This is a genomic window from uncultured Thalassospira sp. (assembly GCF_963976115.1).
Taxonomy (GTDB): Bacteria; Pseudomonadota; Alphaproteobacteria; order Rhodospirillales; family Thalassospiraceae; genus Thalassospira.
In genome coordinates this window covers 26190-48523 of record NZ_CAXBJJ010000026.1, presented here as the reverse complement: position 1 = coordinate 48523, position 22334 = coordinate 26190, and the positions used below count along the sequence as shown (strand labels likewise).

19 protein-coding genes are annotated in these 22334 nt (G+C 54.0%); 12 read left to right on the top strand and 7 right to left on the bottom strand.

Features of this window, described 5'->3' with window-relative positions; translation table 11 throughout:
* Positions 1-52: 52 nt before the first annotated feature.
* Positions 53-988 (top strand): sugar-binding transcriptional regulator, encoded by a 936-nt coding sequence (locus AAC086_RS22375; protein WP_339782183.1) that lies wholly within the window; start codon positions 53-55, stop codon positions 986-988.
* Between the two features lie 30 nt (positions 989-1018).
* The gene (locus AAC086_RS22370; RefSeq protein WP_339782181.1) at positions 1019-1780 is read left to right on the top strand and encodes a DeoR/GlpR family DNA-binding transcription regulator; all 762 of its coding nucleotides are present in this window, start codon (positions 1019-1021) and stop codon (positions 1778-1780) included.
* A 48-nt stretch (positions 1781-1828) separates the two neighbouring features.
* Here AAC086_RS22370 and AAC086_RS22365 read toward each other — a convergent pair whose 3' ends face one another.
* Complete coding sequence (locus AAC086_RS22365) at positions 1829-2287, bottom strand: NUDIX hydrolase (RefSeq protein WP_339782179.1); 459 nt, start codon at positions 2285-2287, stop codon at positions 1829-1831.
* A gap of 33 nt (positions 2288-2320) precedes the next feature.
* Positions 2321-3187 (bottom strand): LysR substrate-binding domain-containing protein, encoded by an 867-nt coding sequence (locus AAC086_RS22360; RefSeq protein WP_339782177.1) that lies wholly within the window; start codon positions 3185-3187, stop codon positions 2321-2323.
* Between the two features lie 141 nt (positions 3188-3328).
* Here AAC086_RS22360 and AAC086_RS22355 point away from each other — a divergent pair, with 141 nt between their 5' ends.
* Positions 3329-4564, top strand: coding sequence for an MFS transporter (locus AAC086_RS22355; RefSeq protein ID WP_339782175.1), 1236 nt, complete (start codon positions 3329-3331; stop codon positions 4562-4564).
* A 2-nt stretch (positions 4565-4566) separates the two neighbouring features.
* Positions 4567-5196 (top strand): LysE family translocator, encoded by a 630-nt coding sequence (locus AAC086_RS22350; protein WP_339782173.1) that lies wholly within the window; start codon positions 4567-4569, stop codon positions 5194-5196.
* A gap of 144 nt (positions 5197-5340) precedes the next feature.
* On the opposite strand, the gene AAC086_RS22345 is transcribed toward AAC086_RS22350, so the two are convergent.
* From AAC086_RS22345 to AAC086_RS22335, 3 genes are all read right to left on the bottom strand, one after another.
* Positions 5341-6987 (bottom strand): U32 family peptidase C-terminal domain-containing protein, encoded by a 1647-nt coding sequence (locus AAC086_RS22345; RefSeq protein ID WP_339782170.1) that lies wholly within the window; start codon positions 6985-6987, stop codon positions 5341-5343.
* Between the two features lie 160 nt (positions 6988-7147).
* Entirely contained in the window at positions 7148-8386 is a 1239-nt protein-coding gene (locus AAC086_RS22340) for an allantoate amidohydrolase (protein ID WP_339782168.1), read from the bottom strand.
* A gap of 60 nt (positions 8387-8446) precedes the next feature.
* Entirely contained in the window at positions 8447-9112 is a 666-nt protein-coding gene (locus AAC086_RS22335) for a DUF1028 domain-containing protein (protein ID WP_339782166.1), read from the bottom strand.
* A gap of 240 nt (positions 9113-9352) precedes the next feature.
* Between AAC086_RS22335 and AAC086_RS22330 the strand changes: the two genes are divergently transcribed.
* The 6 genes from AAC086_RS22330 to AAC086_RS22305 all read left to right on the top strand — a co-directional run bounded on the left by AAC086_RS22330 (position 9353) and on the right by AAC086_RS22305 (position 16953).
* Complete coding sequence (locus tag AAC086_RS22330) at positions 9353-10921, top strand: ABC transporter substrate-binding protein (protein WP_339782164.1); 1569 nt, start codon at positions 9353-9355, stop codon at positions 10919-10921.
* 89 nt (positions 10922-11010) lie between these two features.
* Positions 11011-11958, top strand: a complete 948-nt coding sequence (locus AAC086_RS22325) for an ABC transporter permease (RefSeq protein WP_085591920.1) — start codon at positions 11011-11013, stop codon at positions 11956-11958.
* Complete coding sequence (locus AAC086_RS22320) at positions 11955-13916, top strand: dipeptide/oligopeptide/nickel ABC transporter permease/ATP-binding protein (protein ID WP_339782161.1); 1962 nt, start codon at positions 11955-11957, stop codon at positions 13914-13916. Before AAC086_RS22325 ends, AAC086_RS22320 begins: the two co-directional genes overlap by 4 nt.
* Complete coding sequence (locus AAC086_RS22315; RefSeq protein WP_339782159.1) at positions 13909-14886, top strand: oligopeptide/dipeptide ABC transporter ATP-binding protein; 978 nt, start codon at positions 13909-13911, stop codon at positions 14884-14886. The genes AAC086_RS22320 and AAC086_RS22315 overlap by 8 nt, the downstream gene beginning before the upstream one ends.
* Positions 14887-14979: 93 nt before the next feature.
* Positions 14980-15846, top strand: a complete 867-nt coding sequence (locus AAC086_RS22310) for an FCD domain-containing protein (protein WP_339782157.1) — start codon at positions 14980-14982, stop codon at positions 15844-15846.
* 45 nt (positions 15847-15891) lie between these two features.
* Positions 15892-16953: an osmoprotectant NAGGN system M42 family peptidase gene (locus AAC086_RS22305; protein ID WP_339782154.1), complete on the top strand. Its 1062-nt coding sequence runs from the start codon at positions 15892-15894 to the stop codon at positions 16951-16953.
* Positions 16954-17030: 77 nt separating this feature from the next.
* On the opposite strand, the gene AAC086_RS22300 is transcribed toward AAC086_RS22305, so the two are convergent.
* Positions 17031-18551: an alanine/glycine:cation symporter family protein gene (locus AAC086_RS22300; RefSeq protein WP_339782151.1), complete on the bottom strand. Its 1521-nt coding sequence runs from the start codon at positions 18549-18551 to the stop codon at positions 17031-17033.
* Positions 18552-18611: 60 nt separating this feature from the next.
* Positions 18612-19046, bottom strand: a complete 435-nt coding sequence (locus AAC086_RS22295; RefSeq protein WP_339782149.1) for a universal stress protein — start codon at positions 19044-19046, stop codon at positions 18612-18614.
* A 587-nt stretch (positions 19047-19633) separates the two neighbouring features.
* Between AAC086_RS22295 and AAC086_RS22290 the strand changes: the two genes are divergently transcribed.
* Together AAC086_RS22290 and preA are read left to right on the top strand one after the other, a co-directional pair.
* Positions 19634-20980, top strand: coding sequence for an NAD(P)-dependent oxidoreductase (locus AAC086_RS22290; protein WP_339782146.1), 1347 nt, complete (start codon positions 19634-19636; stop codon positions 20978-20980).
* Positions 20981-21005: 25 nt separating this feature from the next.
* Positions 21006-22283 carry an NAD-dependent dihydropyrimidine dehydrogenase subunit PreA gene (gene preA, locus AAC086_RS22285; RefSeq protein WP_339782143.1) on the top strand — a complete coding sequence of 426 codons (1278 nt, stop codon included), beginning with the start codon at positions 21006-21008 and terminating at the stop codon, positions 22281-22283.
* Positions 22284-22334: the final 51 nt, after the last annotated feature.

Below are 22334 nucleotides of genomic sequence, written 5' to 3'. Positions count from 1 at the left end.
AACGACACGCCAAAAACAAACAAAATGGGTCATATTAAAGGAAATATGCTTTATGAACGATACGGACGAAACACTGGCCATTCGTGCTGCCTGGATGCATTACGTCGGCGGCCTTACACAGGCCAAGGTCGCTAAAAGGCTTGGCCTGCCATCGGTCAAGGCGCACCGGCTTATCGCCAAGGCCGTGGCTGACGGGCGTGTCAAAGTCACGATTGAAGGCGATATTGTTGAATGTGTTCAACTCGAAACGCGGTTATTTGAGGCCTATAACCTTAAACTTTGCGAAGTGGCCCCCGATATTGGCGAGGAAGGGTTGCCGGTGCGGGCGCTGGCTTTGGCAGGGGCGGCTTACCTGAAACGCCAGTTCGAAGCGGGCGAGCATTCGATCATCGGGCTGGGTCATGGGCGGACCCTGGCCGAAATTACCCGGCAATTACCCCGGATTGATGCCAGAGGACTTCACTTTGTTTCTCTTCTTGGCGGGCTGACCCGGAATTTCTCGGCAAATCCGCATGATGTGATGCACCGCCTGGCCGAAAAAACCGGGGCGCGGGCCTATGTTATGCCGGTTCCGTTTTTTGCCAATACCGTGGAAGATCGCGAAGTGCTGCTTTCGCAGCGCGGGGTAGACGAAGTGTTCCACATGGCGCAGGCAGCAACGCTAAAAATAGTGGGGATTGGGACGACAACGGCGGATGCGCAGCTTGTTTCATCGGGCATGATTGAACCTTCGGAAATCGAGGAAATTGCTGCCGCCGGTGCGCAGGGCGAAATGCTGGGTGATTTCTTTAATGCGGCGGGGAACGTTGTTGAAACCACGCTATCGGCCCGAACGCTTGCGGTGGGCTATGATCCTGAGCGCGAAGAGGATATTGTTGCGGTTGCGGGTGGGCCGGACAAGATCAATGCGATCCGGGCGGTGTTGCGCTCGGGCCGGGTGGCCGGGCTGATCACCGACGAAAGAACGGCGCGCGCGCTTCTGGATTGATCACGTATAGACGCATAAAAAGGACACCCCATGAAACGAGACGACCGCAGGCAGCAGATTCTCGATGCACTGGTACGCAATGGCGAAGTGCAGCTTGATGAACTGGCAGAATCCTTCGGCGTATCGAAGATGACCATTCATCGTGACCTTGATGATCTGGAAGGGGAAGGTTTGCTACGCCGGATCCGGGGTGGCGCGACCATTGAACCTGGTTCGCAATTTGAAAGCGATTTTCGCTTTCGCCACCTTCAGGGACATGACCTGAAAAAACGCATGGCACGTGCCGCCCTTGAATGGGTTGAACCGGGCATGACGGTTATGGTCAATGACGGCTCCACAGCCACGGTGCTGGGCAGTCTTTTGCCGGAAAAACGACCGCTTACGGTTATTACCAATAATGATGCGGTTATGGAGGCGTTGAAGTGTGAAGCAGGGATTACTGTGCTTGCGCTTGGTGGGCGTTATTCAGCGAAATACAATGCCTGGGTCGGGCGGGTGACGGAAGACGCCCTTGATGCTTTACGTGCCGATATCGCGTTTATATCGACGCCAGCGGCAGGAGAGGGGCGCGTCTACCACATGGATGACGACATCACACGGGCAAAGCGACGGATGATGGATGCTGCAACGCGATCAATATTGCTTATAAATCATTTGCGGTTCGACCATACAGCTTTACATGTTCTGGCCCCATTCTCGGCGTTTTCCGCTGTGATTACCGATGCCTCCCCTTCGGATGCCGCCCGTACGCAGATCGATGCCGCAGGAAGCAAGCTTGTGATAGCGGGCTGAGCGCTGCCAAATGCGACAGGGGACAATCTTTGGCGTGTGGCAAACGGGTTATTGCTGAAATTCTGACATAATCTGTGCCGCCTGCTGCGCAACTTCGGCGACGTCAAGGCTGAGTTCCAGGCCGGATGTTTCAAGGTTGCCAATTGGCAACCAGCGGGCTTCCAGTGCATCGTCGCCTGCAACCGGTTCGCCATGTTTCCAGCGGCATAACACTGCAATCAAAATGAAATGGCGCTGTATCTGTCCGTTTTTGTCCTGTTCGAAGGCATCTGTTGCGGTAAAAACACGCAATATGTCCGCCGAGATACCGGTTTCCTCCTTAAGTTCGCGTAGGGCGGCTTGCGCCAGTGTTTCACCCTGTTCAATTTTTCCACCCGGAAAACCCCATTTTCCCACGTCGGGCGGATTTGCCCTGCGGACCAGTAAAACCTGTTCATTTCGGATGACCACGGCAATTGTTGCGGCGATTGGACGAGAGCGCGCGGGGGATTGATGCTGGTTAATCATAGCGGTTCCGTTACGTGTGTCGGTGTCGGAAAATTACCAGACCCTTGCCAGTGTTTCCCGACGAAGGGTTTTGGCCACGTCTTTGGCGAGGGCTGAAATATTCGGCGCGCACAGCAAGCGCACTTCAATTTCAGGCAGTCGGGGAAGGTTCAATGCGTTGTCGGCGCAGGTAATGTCTTTTGGTTTACCATGTTCGGTGCGTACCGCAACACCGAGACCGGATCGTAATGCGGCCCATATACCTGGTAAGCTGGGTGTTGTTAACGCTGCCCGCCAGCGTTGCCGCTTTTGTTCAAGCATGGCAAGGGCAGCCTGACGAAACAGACAGGGATGGTTAAACAGCACCAGTGGCAACGGATTTAGTTCCAATTGATTTGCTGTATTGGCATGGGCAAGCCAGCGCATTGGCAATTTGCACAAAACATCGCCTGTTTCCGGGCTTCCGCAATTAAAAAAGGCGATGGCGACATCAAGGCGGCCCGCCCGGACTTCTTCTGCAATGCTGTGGTTTTCGCCTGCGCGCACATCGATATGGACAGTGTCATGGGTTTTGGCAAACGACGTGAGGGTGGCGGGCATGACGTCGTCAAAGAAATCCTGCGGAAGACCAAGCCGTATCGATGCGGTGGTTGTTGCGGTTCCCATTGCGAACGCGGCTTCGTCGTTCAAGGCTAAAATTTGCCGCGCGTAGGCGACAAACGTTTCACCTGCTTCGGTTGGGACCAGTCCACGCCCTTTGCGAATGAAAAGTTGCTGACCGGTTTGATGTTCGAGTTTTTTTAGTTGCATGCTGATTGCAGATTGCGACCGGCCCAAATGAATTGCTGCCCGCGTAAAGCTGCCAAGGTCGTTTCCCGTTACAATTGCGCGTAGCGCATCTATGTCGAAAGCGGGTTTCATTTCACAATTTCGAAATTGAGAGTTCAGATATATTCGTTATTTTTAAGTTTTAGCCCCTGTTACCATTCTGTTCAAGGTAAAGCGTGAATTGCCGCTATCGGTGATTATCCGGTTTACACGTATGGCAGCGAAGGACAGCCAATGAAATCGAAGGCGTTATGCAAAGGATCGAACGATACCGTTATAATCGTAACGGCGGGCAGCGTTGTACTTGCTTTGGCATTTGGCGTAAGGGCGGTTTTTGGCGGGGTCATTCAGCCGTTGTCAGATGACCTTTTTGCAGGTCGGATCCAGATTTTTTCACTGTCTATTGCAATTCAAAATCTGGTTTGGGGGTTGGCACAGCCAGGGTTTGGCATCATTGCGGACAAATTTGGCGATCGGCGTGCGCTTTGGCTGGGTTTTTTCCTGTATGTTGTGGGAATGGTCGTTTGTGTCACCGGAACCTCGCCCTTGGCCCAGCATTTGGGGGCGGGTGTTTTGGTTGGTATGGGCATTTCCGGCACGGCCTTTGGAACCGTTCTTGCGGTGGTTGGTCGGGCAGCGCCGCTGGAAAAACGCGGTTTTTACCTGGGTGTCACCTCGGCGATGGGGTCTGTCGGGCAGGCTTTGCTGCCTTTGATCGTATCGTGGCTGATCGCATCTTTTGACTGGCGTATAACGCTGCTGATTGTAACATCCATGTTAGTGCCGATGGCCTTTTGTATTCCGTTTTTGCGTGCGGATCATAAAAAGATTACCGAGGATGCACCTGTTTACCTGCAACAGACCATTCGGCAGGCTTTTGGTCATTCAAGTTTCCTGATGCTGAGTGCCGGGTTTTTTGTTTGCGGTTTTCATCTTGCCTTCATTACGGCGCATCTTCCGAACTATGTTCAGAACTTCTGCACCGGCACCCAACTTTCGCCCGAGGAATTGCGTGCTTTGGGGTTGCGCGCCCTGGCCCTGGCGGGATTTGCCAATATCTTTGGCACGCTGTTGGCTTCGCGTTTGGGGGGTATTTTCCCCAAGCCCTATGTATTGGCGATGATTTATGTTTTACGGGCGATTATTATTCTGGGGTTTGTTTCGCTTCCGGTTACGCCGACCTCGGTAATGATATTCGGGTTCCTGATGGGGGGACTTTGGCTTTCGACTGTTCCGCTGACCAGTGCTCTTGTTCTGGTTATGTTTGGGCCGCGGGTGATGGGAACGCTTTTCGGGTTTGTTTTTCTCAGTCACCAGCTTGGCGGGTTTGTCGGTGTCTGGTTAGGCGGGATCTGGTTTGACCGTTTCGACAGTTACGATGCCGTCTGGTTTTTAGCAATTGTTTTGGGCTTGTTGTCTGCCTTGCTTCATCTTCTGGTCCGGGAGCGCAGTGCCTTGGCTGCGGCATAATCATGTTGAGTAAAATTATACTTCTGTTACTTGCGGCATTTCCGCTCATGGGGAGCCCGGGGCCGGCGACGCTTAGTCTTGCCAGTTTGGGGGCCGCGTTCGGGTTTCAGTGCTGCTTGCGTTATCTGTTGGGGATTATAATCGGTACGACCGCTGTTTTGCTGATTATTGCAACTGGTGTTACAGCGCTGATTTCTGTTCAGCCCGTCATGCTGATTGTGGTTCAATTAGTTGCTGCGGTTTATATTATTTATCTCGCATGGAAGATTGCCAGCGCACCAATTGGCCCGTCAGACCGTCACGCAAAAGGACGTGCAATAGCGGGTATACCCACGTTTTTACCCGGGATAATTTTGGCGATTACCAACCCGAAGGCTTTTGCGGCCATAGGTGCGGTTTATTCGGGCCATATCATAATTCCGGCGCAAGCGGGGTGGGATGGCGCAATCAAGGTTGCTGTTCTGGCGGCTGTTATCGCGGTCGTAAATATGACGTGGCTTGCATTCGGGGTGACTTTTTCGCGATTTTTAACCAATCCGCTGATCGGAAGAATCATCAATATCGTTTTTGCGGTACTTTTGCTTTGCTCCGTTGGTTTGGCCCTGTTGGGAAATCAAAGTTTTTATCGATAGGTTTTTTTGAGTTCGTTGTGATGCCAAGCCGCTACGGATGAGGTTGGGTGTGCCGGGCCTTATTCCACCTCTCGGGGGGGATGACTCATCGGGGGTCCCCAAACGGTATGTTTCAGTTTTCAAAGAAAAACGCGGTGCAAAATTTTACTCCGCCGCCACCGTCTTGCCGTCATGTTCCAGCATCTCGCCCTGTTTGCGTTTGCCAAGGATTTCGCGGGCTTTGGCGTATTGCGGGTCGTGCCAGAAAATCAGGCAGCCGTTGCAGCCCCGGCCACAACAGCCCTGGGTGCCAACACGCGGGGTGCGAAAGCTTCGGTCTTTCTGGCGGTCATCAAGGGCGGTTTGCAGGGCATCGCGTTTAACGTCGTAGCGTTCCGGGTTGCCTTTGCCCATTTCAATTTTATGGCCTTCCTGATCCAGCTTCATGCGCTGCCATTCATCCGGTGTTAAGGCTTTTTCCTTGCGGATAATGGTCAGCGGCGGGAAGGCGGTGCGCAGATAATTCGGGTCTTCCTGTTCGAGCAATGAAAACGGGATGCGGACCATGGGTTTGGCCCCGGCATGAACGGCTTCGCCGATTTTGCCGGTATTGGCGTCGATGAATTCATACATGCGGATGAAAATGGTATTGCGGCCCCTGGGCGGCACAATCTCTAAAACATCCCCGGCCAGCAGACGGTTTTTGACCGAAATGACAAAGGCATCGTCTTCAACACGTTCGATCAGCCCGGCAAATTCCCAGTCCGATACGTTTGATGCATTGTCATATCCGTGCGCGTAGTTGGTCAGGCGTCCTTCGTGGAAGGCCAGCGTATAACCCCGGTTGGGGATTGTTGCCAGTTCCTTCATATAGGGTTCGGCTGACCAGTTTTCGGGGTCCTTGTACCAGTCGTCAATTGCCATGCGATAGGCGCGTGCGACCAGCCCGGCATAATAGGGGCTTTTACCGCGACCTTCGACCTTTAGGCTGTCGACACCGATTTTCAGGTAGTCTTCCAGTTTCGGCATGATGCACAGGTCGCGTGAGTTCAGAATATAAGACCCGCGTTCGTCTTCCTGAATTTCCATCAATTCGCCGGGGCGCATTTCTTCTTCAAGGAAGAAATCAAACATTTCCATGTTTTCTTCAGACAGCTTCAGTTCCTTGACTGTGCCGTCTTTCAGTTTCATATGGACCTTGTATTTCCAGCGGCATGAATTGGCACAGGCCCCCTGGTTTGCCCCGCGTTCGGCCATGAAATTTGACAGCAGGCAGCGCCCCGAATAAGTCATGCACATGGAGCCATGGACGAAGGCTTCCAGTTTGATGTCGGGGCATTTTTCGCGAATTTCGGTCAATTCCTCGTAGGAAACCTCGCGGCCCAGCACAACCAGTTTGGCGCCAATCTGCTGCCAGAATTTTACGCTTTGCCACGAACAGACATTGGCCTGGGTCGAGACATGCAAATCAAGTTCCGGCGCATGTTCGCGCACAAACATGAAAACGCCGGGATCGGCGACAATCAGGCCATCGGGCATCACCTTGCGCACGGTATCAACATATTCGGGCAGCTTGGCGATGTCTTTATTGTGCGAAAACAGGTTTAACGTCAGATAAACCCGCACCCCATGCGCGTGGGCAAAGCCAATGCCTTCAACCACATCATCCAGCGTCATCTGGCTTTTGACCCGCAATGACAGATCGGGCGTGCCCATGTAAACGGCATCAGCCCCATACAGCACGGCAATTTTTAGCTTTTCCAAAGAGCCAGCAGGCATCAACAATTCGGAACGGCGCGATTGATCACTCATGTCGTCGGGTCTTTTTTCATGGAATGCGGGGAAATTCTCTCTCTTACCTGCGCGTCATATCACAAATACACGCCAGATTGCGCCCAAAATCGCATATTTCAGGCATTCTGCAAAGGCATGGCTTTGCAATGCCGGGATGCGCGGCGGGTAACTGCTTTTATTATTTTGCCAGTTTTGGGCAGAACCGGGCCAGATTTTGCAAGTATTCAGCCAGGACATGGGCGGCAATATCGGCGTCGGCTGCGGTAATTGCTTCGTCGGGGTGGTGGCTTAACCCGTCTTTACAGCGCACAAACAGCATGCCGATATCGCATAAATCATGCATGGCAAGGCCGTCATGGCCTGCACCACTAAACAGGCGCAGCGGGGCCAGGCCCTGTTTGCCAATTGCGGCTTCCAGCCCGTTCATCATCCAGTTGGCACAGGGCACCCCTTCGGCCTCGTATGTTTTATCGGCCGTAATGGCGACAGTACGGTTTTGCGCAATGGTGCCAAGTGACGACAGGATGGCACCCCGGCCATTGAGACGCACGGTGCGTTCGGGCGCGCGCAGTTCAATCGTCAGATCGACGGTATCGGGAATGACATTAACCGCGTTTGGTGAAACCTCGATTTTACCGACCACACCAACCATGCCCTCGGTTTCATGGCAGACCTGATTGACCTTGTGAATAATATCGGCTGCGGCAAGCAGGGCATCCTGACGTTTATCCATCGGGGTGGTTCCGGCATGGCTGGCTTTGCCTTTGATCAGCACGCGGTGGCGTTCAATGCCGGTGAGTGCGGTGACAATGCCAACCGGCAGGTCGCGGCTTTCCAGAACAGGCCCCTGTTCGATGTGGATTTCCAAAAATCCCAGTGTGTTTTTGCGGTCGCGTTTCAGGGGTGCGATGGCATCGGGGTCGCAGCCAAAATCGCGCAAGGCTGCGCGCACCGAAATGCCGTGATCGTCGGTTGCATCCAGGGCTTTGGGATCGAACGTGCCCGCAAGGGCGCGCGAGCCGACAAGGGTGGATTGAAAACGGGTTCCTTCCTCGTCCCCGAAGGCGACGATTTCGATGCCGAACGGCAGATCGATGTTGCGATTGTAAAGGTCGCCGATGACGGCAATGGGCAGGGCCACGCCCAGCATTCCGTCATATTTGCCGCCACAAACCACCGTGTCCTGATGCGACCCCATGATCAATGTGGGCGCACCTTGTTGGGCCTTGGCATCACGGCCAATAATGTTGCCTGCGGCATCAATTTCGGTGTGCAGGCCCGCCTGTGTCATCCAGTCGCGGATCAAGGTGGCAACCTGTTTATGTTCGGGGCTTAGAAACAGGCGGGTGACGCCGGGGCCGGATTGCGAAAATTGTGCGGCTTCTTCCAGGCGGTCATAAACAAATTGTCCCAGCATGGGGAGCCTCCGATATGTGATGCGGCGATTTGACGGCGGGTTATATTCTGGTGGTAAGGACTAATATTGGTGCGGATGATCCGGTGTGGGCAGGCGGACAAAGAAGGACTGATAGTCGTTTTGTTGTGTCATGTCGTAAAGGCGCTGCAGTTCGGCAATCGGCTGGGCATGATCGTCAATACGCAGATCCAGCGGCAGGGCATTTGGCGTCACAACCCTGATCACAGCCGAACTGGTGCCACGTTTATCCCCGCCCGCCTCAAAGGCTGCCTTTAAGGCACACAGCAATGCCCGCGAAAACGATACGCCGTTTTTTAGTGCCCGTTCAAAGCCCGATTGCATGGCGGGAATAACCTCATCACTGGCCAGTATGTTGCCTCCGGCAACCAGATTGGGGGCAATGATATGGCCGTGGTGCGCGGCGTTGGCATGGCCCGTCCAGGCCGCACCATTGCCTTTTGCATCAAGCAACAACATTTGCCGATGATCCCGGCCACTGTCGGCATCGGTCAGGTTTTTTACCACCGACTCGGCATTTTCGCCGTTTTCCAGCTGTTTTAGCCCATTAACACCATACCAGTAATTGGTAGAGAACCCCTGTGTGGCAATGGCGCCCACCCCGGGGCACAGGTGCGGAACAAAGCCACCCACGGCAAGATTGCCGGTGGCGGTAACCAGGCCAAGGGCGTTGGTTTTCGGGTCTTTCGCGATGAGAGAGTAGGTCATGTTTCCTGCCTGATCAGAGAGGCGGCAACCCGGTTTGGGTAAATTTATAATGATAAATAATTGCTCAAATCCAATTTATCATTATAAATAGAGTTTGCAACCGTGATGGCCAAAAGGACGGGCAACAGGGCAACAGCTTTTGGTTTGGGGAACGTTCAGCACAATAACAAGCGGTTGTTGCCGCAAGGTCCGGATTGTGATCCGGGCGAGATCGAGAGGCTTAATAACAGGGAGGCTTGAATGAAAAGCCTGTTTAAGGGGGCGCTGGTCGCAGCAGCCCTGACAGTTTCAACATTCTCAGCCGGGCAGGCTGAGGCACAGACACCACCGGGCGTTTTGCTGGTCGGGCAGATCGCCGAACCCAAATCGCTTGATCCCGCAGCAGATACGGCGGTCAATGATTTTCGCATTCTGGTCAATATGTATGATGGTCTGGTGCGCTATAAGGACGGCACCCTTGAGGTCGAACCCGACCTTGCCACCAGTTGGACCATTTCCGACGATGGCAAGGTTTATACCTTCAAGTTGCGCGACGGGGTGACGTTTCATGATGGCACCCCGTTTAATGCCGAGGCGGTAAAATACAATTTTGACCGGATGCTGGATGAAAAACACCCGGAACATGACACCGGCCCGTTTCCACTGGCGTTTTTCTTTAGCACCGTTGATAAAATCGACGTGCTTGACGATCTGACGGTGAAGTTTACTTTAAAAGAACCCTATGCGCCGTTTTTGTCCAATCTGGCCTATCCAACCGGCCTGATCGTATCGCCCACAGCGGTTCAGAAATACGGCAAGGATTTTGGCCGTCACCCGGTGGGGACCGGCCCGTTCAAGTTTGAAGAATGGGACAGCAACGCCAAAGTGGTGGTCAGCCGCAATGACGATTACTGGGATGGGGCGCCGAAACTTGACGCCGTTGTGTTCCGCCCGATTACCGACGCCAATACGCGTGTGGCCGAATTAATGGCCGGCGGTATTGATTTGATGGTCGAGGTGCCGCCTGACAGTTTGACCAACCTTGCCGGTGACGACAATTTTCAGGTTTATCAGCAGGCCGGGCCGCACCTTTGGTTCCTGATCCTGAATATGAAGGAAGGCCCGTTCAAGGATAAGCGCGTTCGCCAGGCGGTTAACTATGCCATTAACAAAAAGGCATTGGTGGATAATGTGTTGCAAGGCACAGCCGAGGTTGCAGCCGGGCCAACACCCCCGGCCTTTGCCTGGGCCTATGACAAAAGCCTGGACCCTTATCCCTATGATGTGGAAAAGGCCAAACAGCTGATCAGCGATGCCGGGGCCACGGGCAAGGAAGTGACCTTTTATGTGACCGAAGGCGGTTCGGGCATGCTTGATCCGATCCCGATGGGGGCTGCGATCCAGGCGGATCTGGCCGAGGTCGGCTTAAAGGTTAAAATCGAAACCTATGAATGGAATACCTTTCTGGGCAAGGTTAATCCGGGTTTGGCAGGCAAAGCTGACATGGCCGAAATGGCCTGGATGACCAACGACCCCGATACATTGCCGTATCTGGCCCTGCGCAGTGATGCCTGGCCTGACAAGGGTGGCTTTAATTCCGGTTATTATTCCAACCCCAAGGTGGATGAATTGCTGGAAAAGGCCCGCACCTCGACCGATCAGAATGAACGCGCCAAGCTGTATCGCGACATGCAACAGATTGTTCATGATGATGCCCCGTGGGCCTTTATTGCCAACTGGAAACAGAATGCTGTGAGCAGTTCGGCGGTAAAAGGGTTTAAACTGCAACCGTCATTCTTCCTGCTGTTGAAAGACGTTAGCAAGGAATAGGGCCGTATGCCGATATGTGGCCGGGTGCGAAACATCATGCCTTTTGCACCCGGTGTCTTTTCCCGCATTCACACCGACGAGCCGTAATCATGCACGTCTATATTCTTCGCCGCCTGGTTTTGATGGTCCCGGTTCTTTTCGGGCTGACCGTGATTGTATTTTTGATCATGTCGCTTATTCCCGGCGACCCGGCCCTGGCGATTTTAGGGTCTTATGCCACCCCGGAAAATGTTGCCAAATTACGTGCTGATCTGGGCCTGGACAAATCACTGATCAGCCAATACTGGATTTGGCTGACCCATATGCTGCACGGTGATTTTGGCCGGTCTTACAGCCTGAACCGCCCGGTTTTAGATGAAATTCTGGAACGGTTTGGCGCGACGCTGATTTTGGCGGGAACATCTTTGGTCTTGTGTACGATTTTGGGCCTGCTAACCGGTGTGGTGTCGGCCGTGCGGCAATATGGCTGGGCCGATAAAACCCTGACTTTTGTGGTGTTGATTGGCATTTCCGTGCCGTCATTCTGGCTGGGTCTGATGATGATGTTGCTGTTTGCGGTTAATCTTCGCTGGCTGCCGGTCAGTGGCATGTATGCGATTTACGGCGGCGGGGATTTGCCCGACCTGTTGCGCCATCTGGTTATGCCGTCAATCACGTTGGCAGTGGTGGCAACCGGGGTGATTGCCCGGCTGACGCGGTCAAACATGCTGGAAGTTTTACGACAGGATTATATCCGCACCGCACGCGCCAAGGGCCTTGATGAAAGACGGGTGATTTATCGCCATGCTTTCAAGGCGGCACTGGTGAATGTCATTCCCGTGATCGGGGTGCAGGCGGGCTTTGTGCTGGGCGGGGCGGTTTACATTGAAACCGTGTTTCAATGGCCCGGTATTGGCCGGATGCTGGTAACCGCCATTGCCACCCGCGATATTTTGCTGGTGCAAGGGGGCGTTGTGATTGTGGCGGCAAGTTATGTGTTGTTCAATCTGTTTGCCGATGTGTTGCAACATCTTATCGATCCGAGGGTCAAGGCATGAGCACCCCGGCAGCAACCGCAAAAATGGCGGCAAAACCCCGTAAATCGTCGGCCCGCCCTTCGGCCTTTAAATTGCTGGCGCGCAATCATCTCGCCCTGGTCGGGGCGGTGATTTTGGCTGTTGTTATTATTGTCGCCCTCATCACACCGTGGCTGCCTTTGACCGACCCGGATGCAACCGACCCGGCCAACCGGCTTTTGCAGCCCTTAACAGACGGGCATTTTCTGGGAACCGACCATTTGGGCCGTGATTTATTATCGCGGCTGTTATGGGGCACACGGGTTAGTCTGGCTGTTGGCATTTCGGCATCGTTGTTTGCGGCGGTGTTTGGCTCGGCAATTGGTATTATTTCGGGCTATTTCGGCGGACGAACCGATAATGTTCTGATGCGCGGCATCGATATGGTGATGGCGTTTCCCTATATCCTGCTGGCCCTTGCCATTGTTGCTGCATTGGGGCCGGGATTGATGAATGCGCTTTATGCCATTGCCGTGGTCAACATTCCGTTTTTTGCCCGTAATATTCGTGGGGTTACGGTTGGCATTGCCCACCGCGAATTTGTTGATGCTGCCCGTTTGTCGGGCAAGGGGCATATCCGTATTCTGTTAAGCGAGATTTTGCCAAATGTGATGCCGGTGATTGTGATCACCATGTCGACCACGGTCGGCTGGATGATTTTGGAAACAGCAGGGCTAAGCTTTTTGGGCTTGGGCGCGCAACCCCCACAGGCTGACCTTGGGTCGATGCTGGGCGAGGGGCGCAAGCTGATTACAACCGCCCTGCATTTATCGGCCATTCCCGGTGGTATGATCTTTTTACTGGTCATGAGCATCAATTTACTGGGCGATGGCATTCGCGATGTGTTGGACCCGCGTTTAAAATCGGGCGCATTGGCCCGCCCGGCCCCTGTCACCCGTATTGATCGTTCCAAAACCCTGACGACCGAAAAGGGTGCCGGTGCAAATACAAAAACAGGCACCGGTCCCATTTTGGCGGTCGAAGATTTACGCACGGAATTTGTGCTGGGCGATGATGTTTACAAGGCCGTTGGCGGTGTGTCCTTTAACGTTGGCCGCAATGAATGTGTGGGTCTGGTGGGGGAATCCGGGTCGGGTAAATCTGTCACGGCCTTATCGTTGTTGGGGTTGGTGGCATCGCCACCAGGCACCATTGTTGGCGGGCGGGTGATGCTTGATGGTCGCGATGTGTTTGCCATGCGCGACAGTGAAATTCGCGCCATTCGCGGGGGTCGTGCCGCCTATGTCTTTCAGGACCCGCTTTCAACCTTGCACCCGTTATTTTCGGTGGGGGACCAACTGGTCGAGGCGATCCGTGCCCATAACCGTGTCAGTTACAAGGATGCGTGGGCCAAGGCCGTATCGCTGTTGCGGATGGTGCGGATCCCTAACCCCGAACAACGCGCAGATAGCTATCCGCACCAACTTTCGGGCGGGATGCGCCAACGGGTGGGCATTGCCATGGCGCTGGCCAACGAACCCGAACTGATCATTGCCGATGAACCCACAACCGCGCTTGATGTGACGGTACAGGCGCAGATTTTGAAATTGATGAATAATCTGCGCACCGAACATGGCACATCGGTGTTGTTTATTACCCACGATTTTGGCGTGGTATCGGAAATTTGCGATCGGGTTGCCGTAATGTATGCGGGCCAGATTGTGGAAATGGGCACCACACAACAGGTTTTGCAACAACCCGCCCATCCCTATACTAAACGCCTGATCGATTGTGTGCCCCGGTTGGGCGAAGCCAAACGTAACGTGGTGGCCATTCCCGGTTTGCCCCCGGCGGTAAACAATTTACCCGTGGGGTGTGCCTTTGCCGAGCGGTGCGACCGCGCCGATGATACCTGCCGGGCAGGGGCCGTCGCCCTTGATGATTTGGGGGCGGGGCATGCGGTGCGTTGTGTCAAACCGATGGGAGGCGATCATGTCTGACATTGTTCTTCAAACCCGCGATCTGGTGCGTGTTTTTGGCGGTGGACGCACCCTTTTTATGGGCAAAAAACCATCTGTTTATGCGGTGCGCGGGGTGGATATTGCCGTGCGCAAGGGCGAAACCCTTGGCGTTGTCGGGGAATCTGGCTGTGGGAAATCCACACTGGCGCGGATGCTGGTGGGGTTGGATCGGCCCAGTGCGGGTAATGTGACTGTATCGGGTGAACCGCTAAATGATTTGCTCGCGCGTGACCGCCATGCGCTGTCGCGGCGTATTCAATATGTGTTTCAGGATCCGATCAGTTCATTAAACCCGCGCAAGCTGATCCGCGAAACATTGGCCGCACCGCTGCGCTATTTGCGCAATCTCTCGGGCCCGGCCCTGACCGACCGGCTGGAAGAGTTGATGGATTGTGTTAATTTGCGTCCCGAATTTCTGGATCGCTATCCGCATGAATTTTCAGGTGGGCAGGCCCAACGTGTGGGCATTGCCCGGGCTTTGGCGGCGGAACCGGAAATTATCGTGCTTGATGAACCGGTATCGGCCCTTGATGTGTCGGTGCAGGCACAGGTTTTAAACTTGTTGGATGATCTGAAAAAACGGTTTGGTTTAACCTATATTTTTATCAGTCATGATTTATCGGTGGTCGAGGCGGTAAGTGACCGTGTGGCCGTGATGTATTTTGGCCGTGTGGTTGAACAGGCTGCCGGACAGGCCCTGTTTGTGGCACCGCGCCATCCCTATACCCGTTTATTGCTTGATAGTGCGCCCGTGCCGGGCAAACGGGGTTTGCAAGTCGAGGACGCCAGTGCCGAATTGCCCGATCCGATGGCACCCCCGCCCGGCTGTGCTTTTGCCCCGCGATGCCAGCATGCGCGCGATGATTGCCGAAAAAATGTGCCCAAAGCGGATTTCGGGTTGGATAATCATGCAGCGGCCTGTTTTCACCCGCTTGATCGGATGACATAAGACAGGGTGGGGTGCAGAATTTAATTTTGTTTGGTTTTGCCTGCGCCTGCGCAAGGCAGCAAACGGGCCGCACTGGCGGCAGATGGAGCATGGATGACGGATCACCCGATATTTCCCAAAAACCGGTCGGATGCGGCGGATAAAACGCGCAAGCGCGACCGCAAACGCCCCGAGGCGATCAGCGAAGCGATCAAGGATTATATTGCGCAAAAACGCCTGCGCCCCGGTTCGCGCCTGCCGCAGGAGGCGGACCTGATTTCGCTGTTGGGGGCATCGAAGGGAACCGTGCGCGAAGCCCTGAAATCGCTGGAAACCCAGGGCTTGATCGCAACCCGCACCGGGCCGGGGGGCGGTGCGTTTATCGATAGTGTGCCGGAACAGCGCGCCGTTGAATTGTTGGGCAACTATTTCTTTTTCAAGGATTTATCGATCCGCGATATTTATGAATTACGCATTTTGCTGGAACCTGAAATGGTTGCCGCCTGCATTGGCCGGATGGACGAAGCCGATTTTGTGCGCCTGGAAGAAAAAATGACATGGTACGCCCGCCAGCCTGCCACCATCGAAGAAGCCCATCGCCAGCGGATAAAGGAACTGGAATTTCATCTGGTTCTGGTTGAGATTTGCCCCAATCCACTGCTGGCCTTTGTGTGCCGGTTCATGATTGATCTGTTGATGAACCTGACGGTTTGCAAGAAAATCTATGACCAGCCCAATACCGAATTGCGCGAGGTGGGCCGCAGCTATCAATTACGTTTGATTGAAGCATTGCAAAATGGCGATGGTGAAACCGTTCGCGCCGTTACCTATCAGCATATGTGCGCCGCCCAACGCCTGATGGAAGAACAGGAAGCCGTCGTCGAACGCCGTTTTCTTAGGGTGGGCAGCAATGATTTACCGCCCGATCAGCCGTTAAGTCCTGAATTACAGGCGCTTTCCTCTATTATTACCAAACACTGATTTGGCCGGAATTGTAATCTGGCCCGATGACTGACAGGAGTTTTCATGTCCGCCCCGCATATTGACCGTGACTATCTGGCTGCCATTCTGGGTCGGATGCTGCAAATCCATAGCCCGACGGGGATGACCGATGACATCGTTGCCTTTGTTTGCAACGAATTGAAAAACTTTGGCGTGACGTTTGATTTAACCCGGCGCGGGGCCATCCGGGCAGAATTGCCCGGCAAACGCCATACCCCTGATCGTGCCGTGGCTGTTCATGTTGATACGCTAGGCGCGATGGTAAAGGAAATTAAGGATAACGGGCGTTTGGCGGTGGTTGCCGTTGGGCATTGGTCATCGCGTTTTGCCGAAGGTGCCCGTGTAACCGTGCATGGCGACGATGGCAAAAGCTGGCGCGGGACGATTTTGCCCCAAAAGGCATCGGGCCATACCTATAATGCCGAGATTGATAGCCAGCCTGTTGATTGGGTACAGTTGGAAGTGCGCCTTGACGCGCGGGTTGCAAACAAGGCCGATGTGGTGGCAGCCGGGGTCAATATCGGCGATTTGATCGCGGTTGATACCAATGCCGAATTTACCGACAGCGGATTTGTGGTGTCACGTCACCTTGATGACAAGGCCGGGGTGGCATCGGTGTTGGCCATGATCAAGGCGGTTATGGAAAACCGGTTGGAACTGCCGGTGAATTGCCATGTTATTTTCACCATCGCCGAAGAAGTCGGGCTGGGTGGGGCGCATGTGCTTGATCAGGATGTGGGTGAACTGGTGGCGGTGGATAACGGCACCTTTGCACCGGGCCAAAACACCAGCGAATATGGCGTCACCATTGCGATGATGGATATGTCCGGCCCGTTTGACCGCCGTTTGAACCGCCATCTTATGGATTTGTGCCGGGCAAACGACATTGACCATTCGCGCGATGTGTTCAAGTTTTATCGAAGCGACGTCGCCTCTGCCCTTGAGGCCGGATACGACACCCGGGCATCGCTGATTTGTTTTGGGCTGGATGCCTCGCACGGGCATGAACGCGCACATATGGACAGCTTTGTTGCCGTGGCCCGGTTGCTGCTGGCTTATGTGCAAAGCCCGCCTGTCGTTTCCTGATTAACGGTTTGGCTATAAAACATCCCGGCTGTCAAAATGGCTGCCGGGATGTTTTGAATTTATCGTCTTACATGGTGTTATTTGACCTTCTTGATCTCGCCCCGGTCAATTTTTTGCCAATACTGGGTGGCTTCGCGTTTCACAACCGGCATCAGAAAATAAAGGCCCACTATGTTGGGCAGGGCCATGGCAAAGATCATCGCATCTGAAAAATTGATGACAGGTGCCAAATTCATACTGGCACCAATAATCACGCACAGGCAGAAAAAGGCCTTAAAGACGATTTCCTTGCCTTTGCCTTCACCAAACAGATAGGTCCAGGCCTTTAGCCCGTAATAGGACCAGGACAGCATGGTTGAAAAGGCAAACAGCACCACGGCAAGGGCCAGAATCATCGGAAACCAGGTGAATGCGGTGGCATAAGCCGCCGATGTCAGTTCAACCCCGGTCAGGTTGGTTTGCAATTGCCCCGAAATGGTAATGACAACCGCCGTCATGGTGCAAATCACCACGGTATCGATAAAGGGTTCAAGCAGGGCAACATAGCCTTCGGTGATGGGTTCTTTGGTGCGGACAGCCGAATGCGCAATGGCGGCAGAACCAATACCGGCTTCGTTGGAAAATGCCGCACGTTTGAACCCCTGGATCAGCGCCCCGACAGTCCCGCCAGCCACACCGGCCCCGGTAAAAGCACCGTCAAAAATGCGGTAAAAGGCATCGCCAACATGTTCGATATTCATGCCGATAATGACCAGGCCGGATAGCACGTAAATCACCGCCATTAACGGCACGATTTTTTCGGTAACCTTGGCAATGGATTTGATGCCGCCGATAATGACCATACCGACAATAATCGCCATGACCAACCCGAACAGCCAGCCACTATCTGCGATGAAACTTTGGTCGCCGCCGGTGACATTAACAATTTGCTGAAACGCCTGGTTGGCCTGAAACATATTGCCGCCGCCAACAGCCCCGCCAATACAGCAAATGGAAAAAACAATGGCCAATATTCGGCCCAGCCCCGGTTTACCCTGTTCGGCAAGGCCCTTGGTCAAATAATACATTGGCCCGCCCGAAACGCGGCCATCGGCATATTCATTGCGGTATTTAACGCCCAGTGTGCATTCGGTGAATTTTGATGCCATGCCCAAAAGCCCGGCCAAAATCATCCAGAATGTAGCACCTGGCCCGCCAATGGATATGGCAACGGCCACCCCGGCAATATTACCAAGGCCGACGGTACCCGAAAGCGCCGTTGCCAGGGCCTGAAAATGCGATACTTCACCGGCATCATCGGGGTCGGAATAGTCGCCTTTGACCAGTGCGATGGCATGGCCAAACTTGCGAAATTGCACAAACCCGAAATAAAGGGTGAAAATGGCGGCGGCTAAAACCAGCCAGCCGACGATAAGGGGGAAATCTGTGTCGCCGATGGGGATGGTATAAAAAATCGCCCCGGCGATGACATCCGAAATCGGGGCGATTGTTTCGTTAATGACCTGGTCCATGCCGCCTTCTTGCGCCTGGGCCAGGGGGGCATAGGATAAAATGGCGATACCAGCCATGCTGGCAGGAATCCATTTTAGCGAAAACATGAGGTGCTCCTGATTTTGTCTTTTTTGTTTGCTTGTCTTCCCGGTGGTAAGGGGGCTGGCTTATGGGACAACAGTGACCGGAAGCGGTGCGGCCTGAACCAGTGTCAGTGCAAGGCTGCCCAGCAATCGCGCACCCAGTGACGATCCGCCCTTGCGGCCAATGATGATCTGGGTAGCTTGTTTTTCTTTGGCGATTTTGCACATCAATTCGCCCGAATGCCCGTAACGGACTTCGTAGGTGACGTTGATGTTTTTGTTTTTTAAAATTTCCAGGGCGGGATTAAGGGTGGCCTCTGCGCGGATCAGTTCTTCGCTGCGGCGCTGGTGGCGTTCTTCAAGTTCCTGTGCGGAAAGAAAGCTGTAGGGGGACCATTCCAGAATATAGGCAATATGAATGGGGCAGCCTTCGGCTTCGGCACGTATGCCGGCAAATTTGACGGCACGGTGGGCTGCGTCGGTGCCGTCAAACCCGACCAATATGGGGTGTTCAGACATTTTTCTTGCTCCATGAAGGGGAAAGTTACGGGGTGTTGTGGTGCGCACGATCCTCCCTGTTTGCCGGTACAATCTGTGGCGCGTGAAACAGAGAGGCTGATCTGAACTTCCCCATGCCCCCGCAATCCCCAGAATGAAGGATTGAACGCTTATGGTTGTTGTATGTTCCGAAAAAGCAATCTGTAATTTAGATCTGGTTTGTTTCAATTATTGAATGAGGGCGGTTTTGGCAGGTTGAAACCGGCCAGCAAACGGGTTTTTAAAGGGCTTTTGCCGGATGTATTTTAATCTTGACCAAATGATCAGGATTGGTCATTCTGCATAGGTCAGAGAGAGGCACCTGACCGCGTCTGCAAAGCTAAATGACAAAAACGCGGCAGGGAAAAAAACGGGATTGACGGGTCTTGTTGCATGATGGCAACGGATCTGTTGAAAAACGCCAGGAATGCATCGTGCCGGATATATCAGGGGGAACAGCGTTTGCTGTGCCATCAACGCCCTTGTTGTATCCAAAGCGTGTATTTCAACGCAAACATGTCTTTCGCTGACGCAGGAGAGGACGCCTTTAGCGCAGGGAGAGACATGGAATGACGACCCAGCAGGCAAAGCCCGCTTTGCAAACCGGCCAGATGTCGGCGGTTGCCATCGACGATAATTTTACCGATCTGCATCCGCCTTTTTCATCATTGCAGGCGATGGCCGAAAGCAATCGCTGCCTTTATTGTTACGACGCACCCTGTGTTACGGCGTGCCCCACATCTATCGATATCCCGAGCTTTATCCGCAAAATCAGCACCCAAAACCCCGATGGGGCGGCGAAAACCATTTTGTCGGCCAACATTATGGGCGGCACCTGCGCGCGCGCCTGCCCGACAGAAGTGCTGTGTGAACAGGCCTGTGTGCGCAACGTGGCCGAAGACGAAGCCGTCGAAATTGGCAGTTTGCAGCGTTATGCCGTGGATCATTTAATGGCGCGCAATTTACCCCATCCGTTTAAACGTGCTGCCACCAGCGGTAAGAAAATTGCGGTTGTGGGCGCTGGCCCCGCCGGTTTGTCTTGCGCGCACCGTTGCGCCATGCTGGGCCATGATGTGACGGTGTTTGAAGCCAAGGCAAAGCCAGGCGGCCTTAATGAATATGGCCTGGCGGCCTATAAAATGACCAACGATTTTGCCCAGCGCGAAGTTGAATTTTTGTTGGGTATTGGTGGCATTGACATTGAATATGGCAAGGCGCTGGGTCGTGATGTGACGCTAGGCGCGCTTCGCGCGCAGTTTGACGCCGTTTTTGTCGGTGTTGGCCTGGGCACAAGCAATAATCTGGGTTTGTCGGGCGAAGAAGCCGATGGCGTTGATGACGCGATTGATTTTATCGAAAACTTGCGTCAGGCGGTCGATAAATCAACCATGCCGGTGGGCAAATCGGTTGTGGTGATTGGTGGGGGCAATACCGCCATTGATGCCGCCGTGCAGGCCAAACGCTTGGGCGCGGATGAGGTAACGCTGGTGTATCGTCGCGGGCCAAACCACATGTCGGCCACCGAATTTGAACAGGAACTGGCAAAAATCAATGGCGTGATCGTGCGCTATTGGGCCAAACCGGTCGCGATTAAAGCCAATGGCCGCCTGATGGGCATGGTGTTTGAAAAAACTGCGCTTGATGCCAGTGGCAAACTGGTTGGCACTGGCGAAAGGTTTGAGGTCAAAACCGATCAGGTTTTAAAAGCTATCGGGCAAAAAATCAAAACCGATGACCTTGCAGGCATGGAAATTTCCGGCGGCAAGATTGTGGTGGATGACACCTATCAAACAACGGCACCGGGTATTTTTGCCGGGGGCGACTGTATCAAAAGCGGCGAGGATTTGACCGTTCAGTCGGTTGAAGATGGCAAATGTGCCGCCATCGCCATTGATGCCTTTTTGAAAACCGCCTGAGCATTGCCCGCCGAGGAGAGAGAACATGGCTGATTTAAGCTGCAAGATTGCTGGTATCGATAGCCTTAACCCGTTCTGGCTGGCATCCGCACCGCCGACGGACAAGAAATACAATGTCGTGCGCGCCTTTCAGGCCGGTTGGGGCGGCGTTGTGTGGAAAACGCTGGGTATTGACCCGCCCGTGGTTAATGTATCGTCGCGCTATGGGGCGCATCACGACCAAAACCGTCGCCTTTTGGGCATTAACAATATCGAATTGATTTCCGACCGTCCATTGGCGCTCAACCTTCAGGAAATTCGCGAATGCCGGGCAGAATGGCCCGATCATGTGATTATCGGGTCGATGATGGCCCCGATTGAAGAACGCGCCTGGAAAGACCTGGCCCAGCAGATTGCCGAAAGCGGGGTGCATGGCATTGAACTTAACCTTGGCTGCCCGCATGGCATGTGCGAACGCGGCATGGGGTCTGCCATCGGTCAGGTACCGGAAATGGTTGAACAGGTGACGCGCTGGGTCAAGGAAGCGGTGGATATTCCCGTCTTTACCAAGCTGACACCCAATATCACCAATATCCTGTGGTCCGCCGAAGCAGCGCTTAAGGGCGGGGCCGATGCGGTGTCGCTTATTAACACTGTTAACTCTATCATTTCCGTCGATCTTGACCAGATGGTGCCTGAACCGATGGTGGATGGCAAAGGTACGCACGGCGGGTATTGCGGGTCGGCTGTCAAGCCGATTGCGCTCAACATGGTGGCCGAAATTGCCCGGACGCCGGAAACACAGGCGCTGGAAATTTCGGGTATTGGCGGCATTACCACCTGGAAGGATGCCGCAGAATTCATGGCGCTGGGGGCGAATGCGGTGCAGGTGTGTACAGCGGCCATGATTTATGGCTTCCGCGTGGTTGACGACCTGATGGACGGCATGTCGCAATGGATGGATGATCAGGGTTACACCAGCGTTGACCAGTTTACCCGCAAGGCAGTGCCGCAGGTGGCAAACTGGAACGAACTGAACATGAATTTCGATACCAAAGCGGTGATCGACCCGGATAAATGTATCGAATGCGGCCGGTGCCATATTGCCTGCGAAGATACCTCGCATCAGGCGATTGCGATGAATGCCAAGCCCGAAGGCGGCAAGGAATTTGTGGTGATCGACGCGGAATGTGTGGGCTGTAACCTGTGTTACCACATTTGCCCGGTCCCCGATTGCATCACGATGGAGCCGGTTAAAACCGACAAACCCTATATGACCTGGCCGCAACATCCGCTTAACCCCATGCGCGACGCCGCCGAATAGGCGCAGCAGCCCCGCAACCCTTGCATTTATATGCCCCACATATGAAAGGAA

Bases quoted from the DNA above. Each gene is read 5' to 3' on its own strand.
- AAC086_RS22355 (WP_339782175.1), top strand. From the start codon at position 3,329: ATGAAATCGAAGGCGTTATGCAAAGGATCGAACGATACCGTTATAATC.
- AAC086_RS22300 (WP_339782151.1), bottom strand. From the start codon at position 18,551: ATGTTTTCGCTAAAATGGATTCCTGCCAGCATGGCTGGTATCGCCATT.
- AAC086_RS22305 (WP_339782154.1), top strand. From the start codon at position 15,892: ATGTCCGCCCCGCATATTGACCGTGACTATCTGGCTGCCATTCTGGGT.
- AAC086_RS22350 (WP_339782173.1), top strand. From the start codon at position 4,567: ATGTTGAGTAAAATTATACTTCTGTTACTTGCGGCATTTCCGCTCATG.
- AAC086_RS22360 (WP_339782177.1), bottom strand. From the start codon at position 3,187: ATGAAACCCGCTTTCGACATAGATGCGCTACGCGCAATTGTAACGGGA.
- AAC086_RS22335 (WP_339782166.1), bottom strand. From the start codon at position 9,112: ATGACCTACTCTCTCATCGCGAAAGACCCGAAAACCAACGCCCTTGGC.
- AAC086_RS22295 (WP_339782149.1), bottom strand. From the start codon at position 19,046: ATGTCTGAACACCCCATATTGGTCGGGTTTGACGGCACCGACGCAGCC.
- AAC086_RS22325 (WP_085591920.1), top strand. From the start codon at position 11,011: ATGCACGTCTATATTCTTCGCCGCCTGGTTTTGATGGTCCCGGTTCTT.
- AAC086_RS22370 (WP_339782181.1), top strand. From the start codon at position 1,019: ATGAAACGAGACGACCGCAGGCAGCAGATTCTCGATGCACTGGTACGC.
- AAC086_RS22375 (WP_339782183.1), top strand. From the start codon at position 53: ATGAACGATACGGACGAAACACTGGCCATTCGTGCTGCCTGGATGCAT.
- AAC086_RS22365 (WP_339782179.1), bottom strand. From the start codon at position 2,287: ATGATTAACCAGCATCAATCCCCCGCGCGCTCTCGTCCAATCGCCGCA.
- AAC086_RS22340 (WP_339782168.1), bottom strand. From the start codon at position 8,386: ATGCTGGGACAATTTGTTTATGACCGCCTGGAAGAAGCCGCACAATTT.
- AAC086_RS22290 (WP_339782146.1), top strand. From the start codon at position 19,634: ATGACGACCCAGCAGGCAAAGCCCGCTTTGCAAACCGGCCAGATGTCG.
- AAC086_RS22320 (WP_339782161.1), top strand. From the start codon at position 11,955: ATGAGCACCCCGGCAGCAACCGCAAAAATGGCGGCAAAACCCCGTAAA.
- AAC086_RS22330 (WP_339782164.1), top strand. From the start codon at position 9,353: ATGAAAAGCCTGTTTAAGGGGGCGCTGGTCGCAGCAGCCCTGACAGTT.
- AAC086_RS22310 (WP_339782157.1), top strand. From the start codon at position 14,980: ATGACGGATCACCCGATATTTCCCAAAAACCGGTCGGATGCGGCGGAT.
- preA (WP_339782143.1), top strand. From the start codon at position 21,006: ATGGCTGATTTAAGCTGCAAGATTGCTGGTATCGATAGCCTTAACCCG.
- AAC086_RS22315 (WP_339782159.1), top strand. From the start codon at position 13,909: ATGTCTGACATTGTTCTTCAAACCCGCGATCTGGTGCGTGTTTTTGGC.
- AAC086_RS22345 (WP_339782170.1), bottom strand. From the start codon at position 6,987: ATGAGTGATCAATCGCGCCGTTCCGAATTGTTGATGCCTGCTGGCTCT.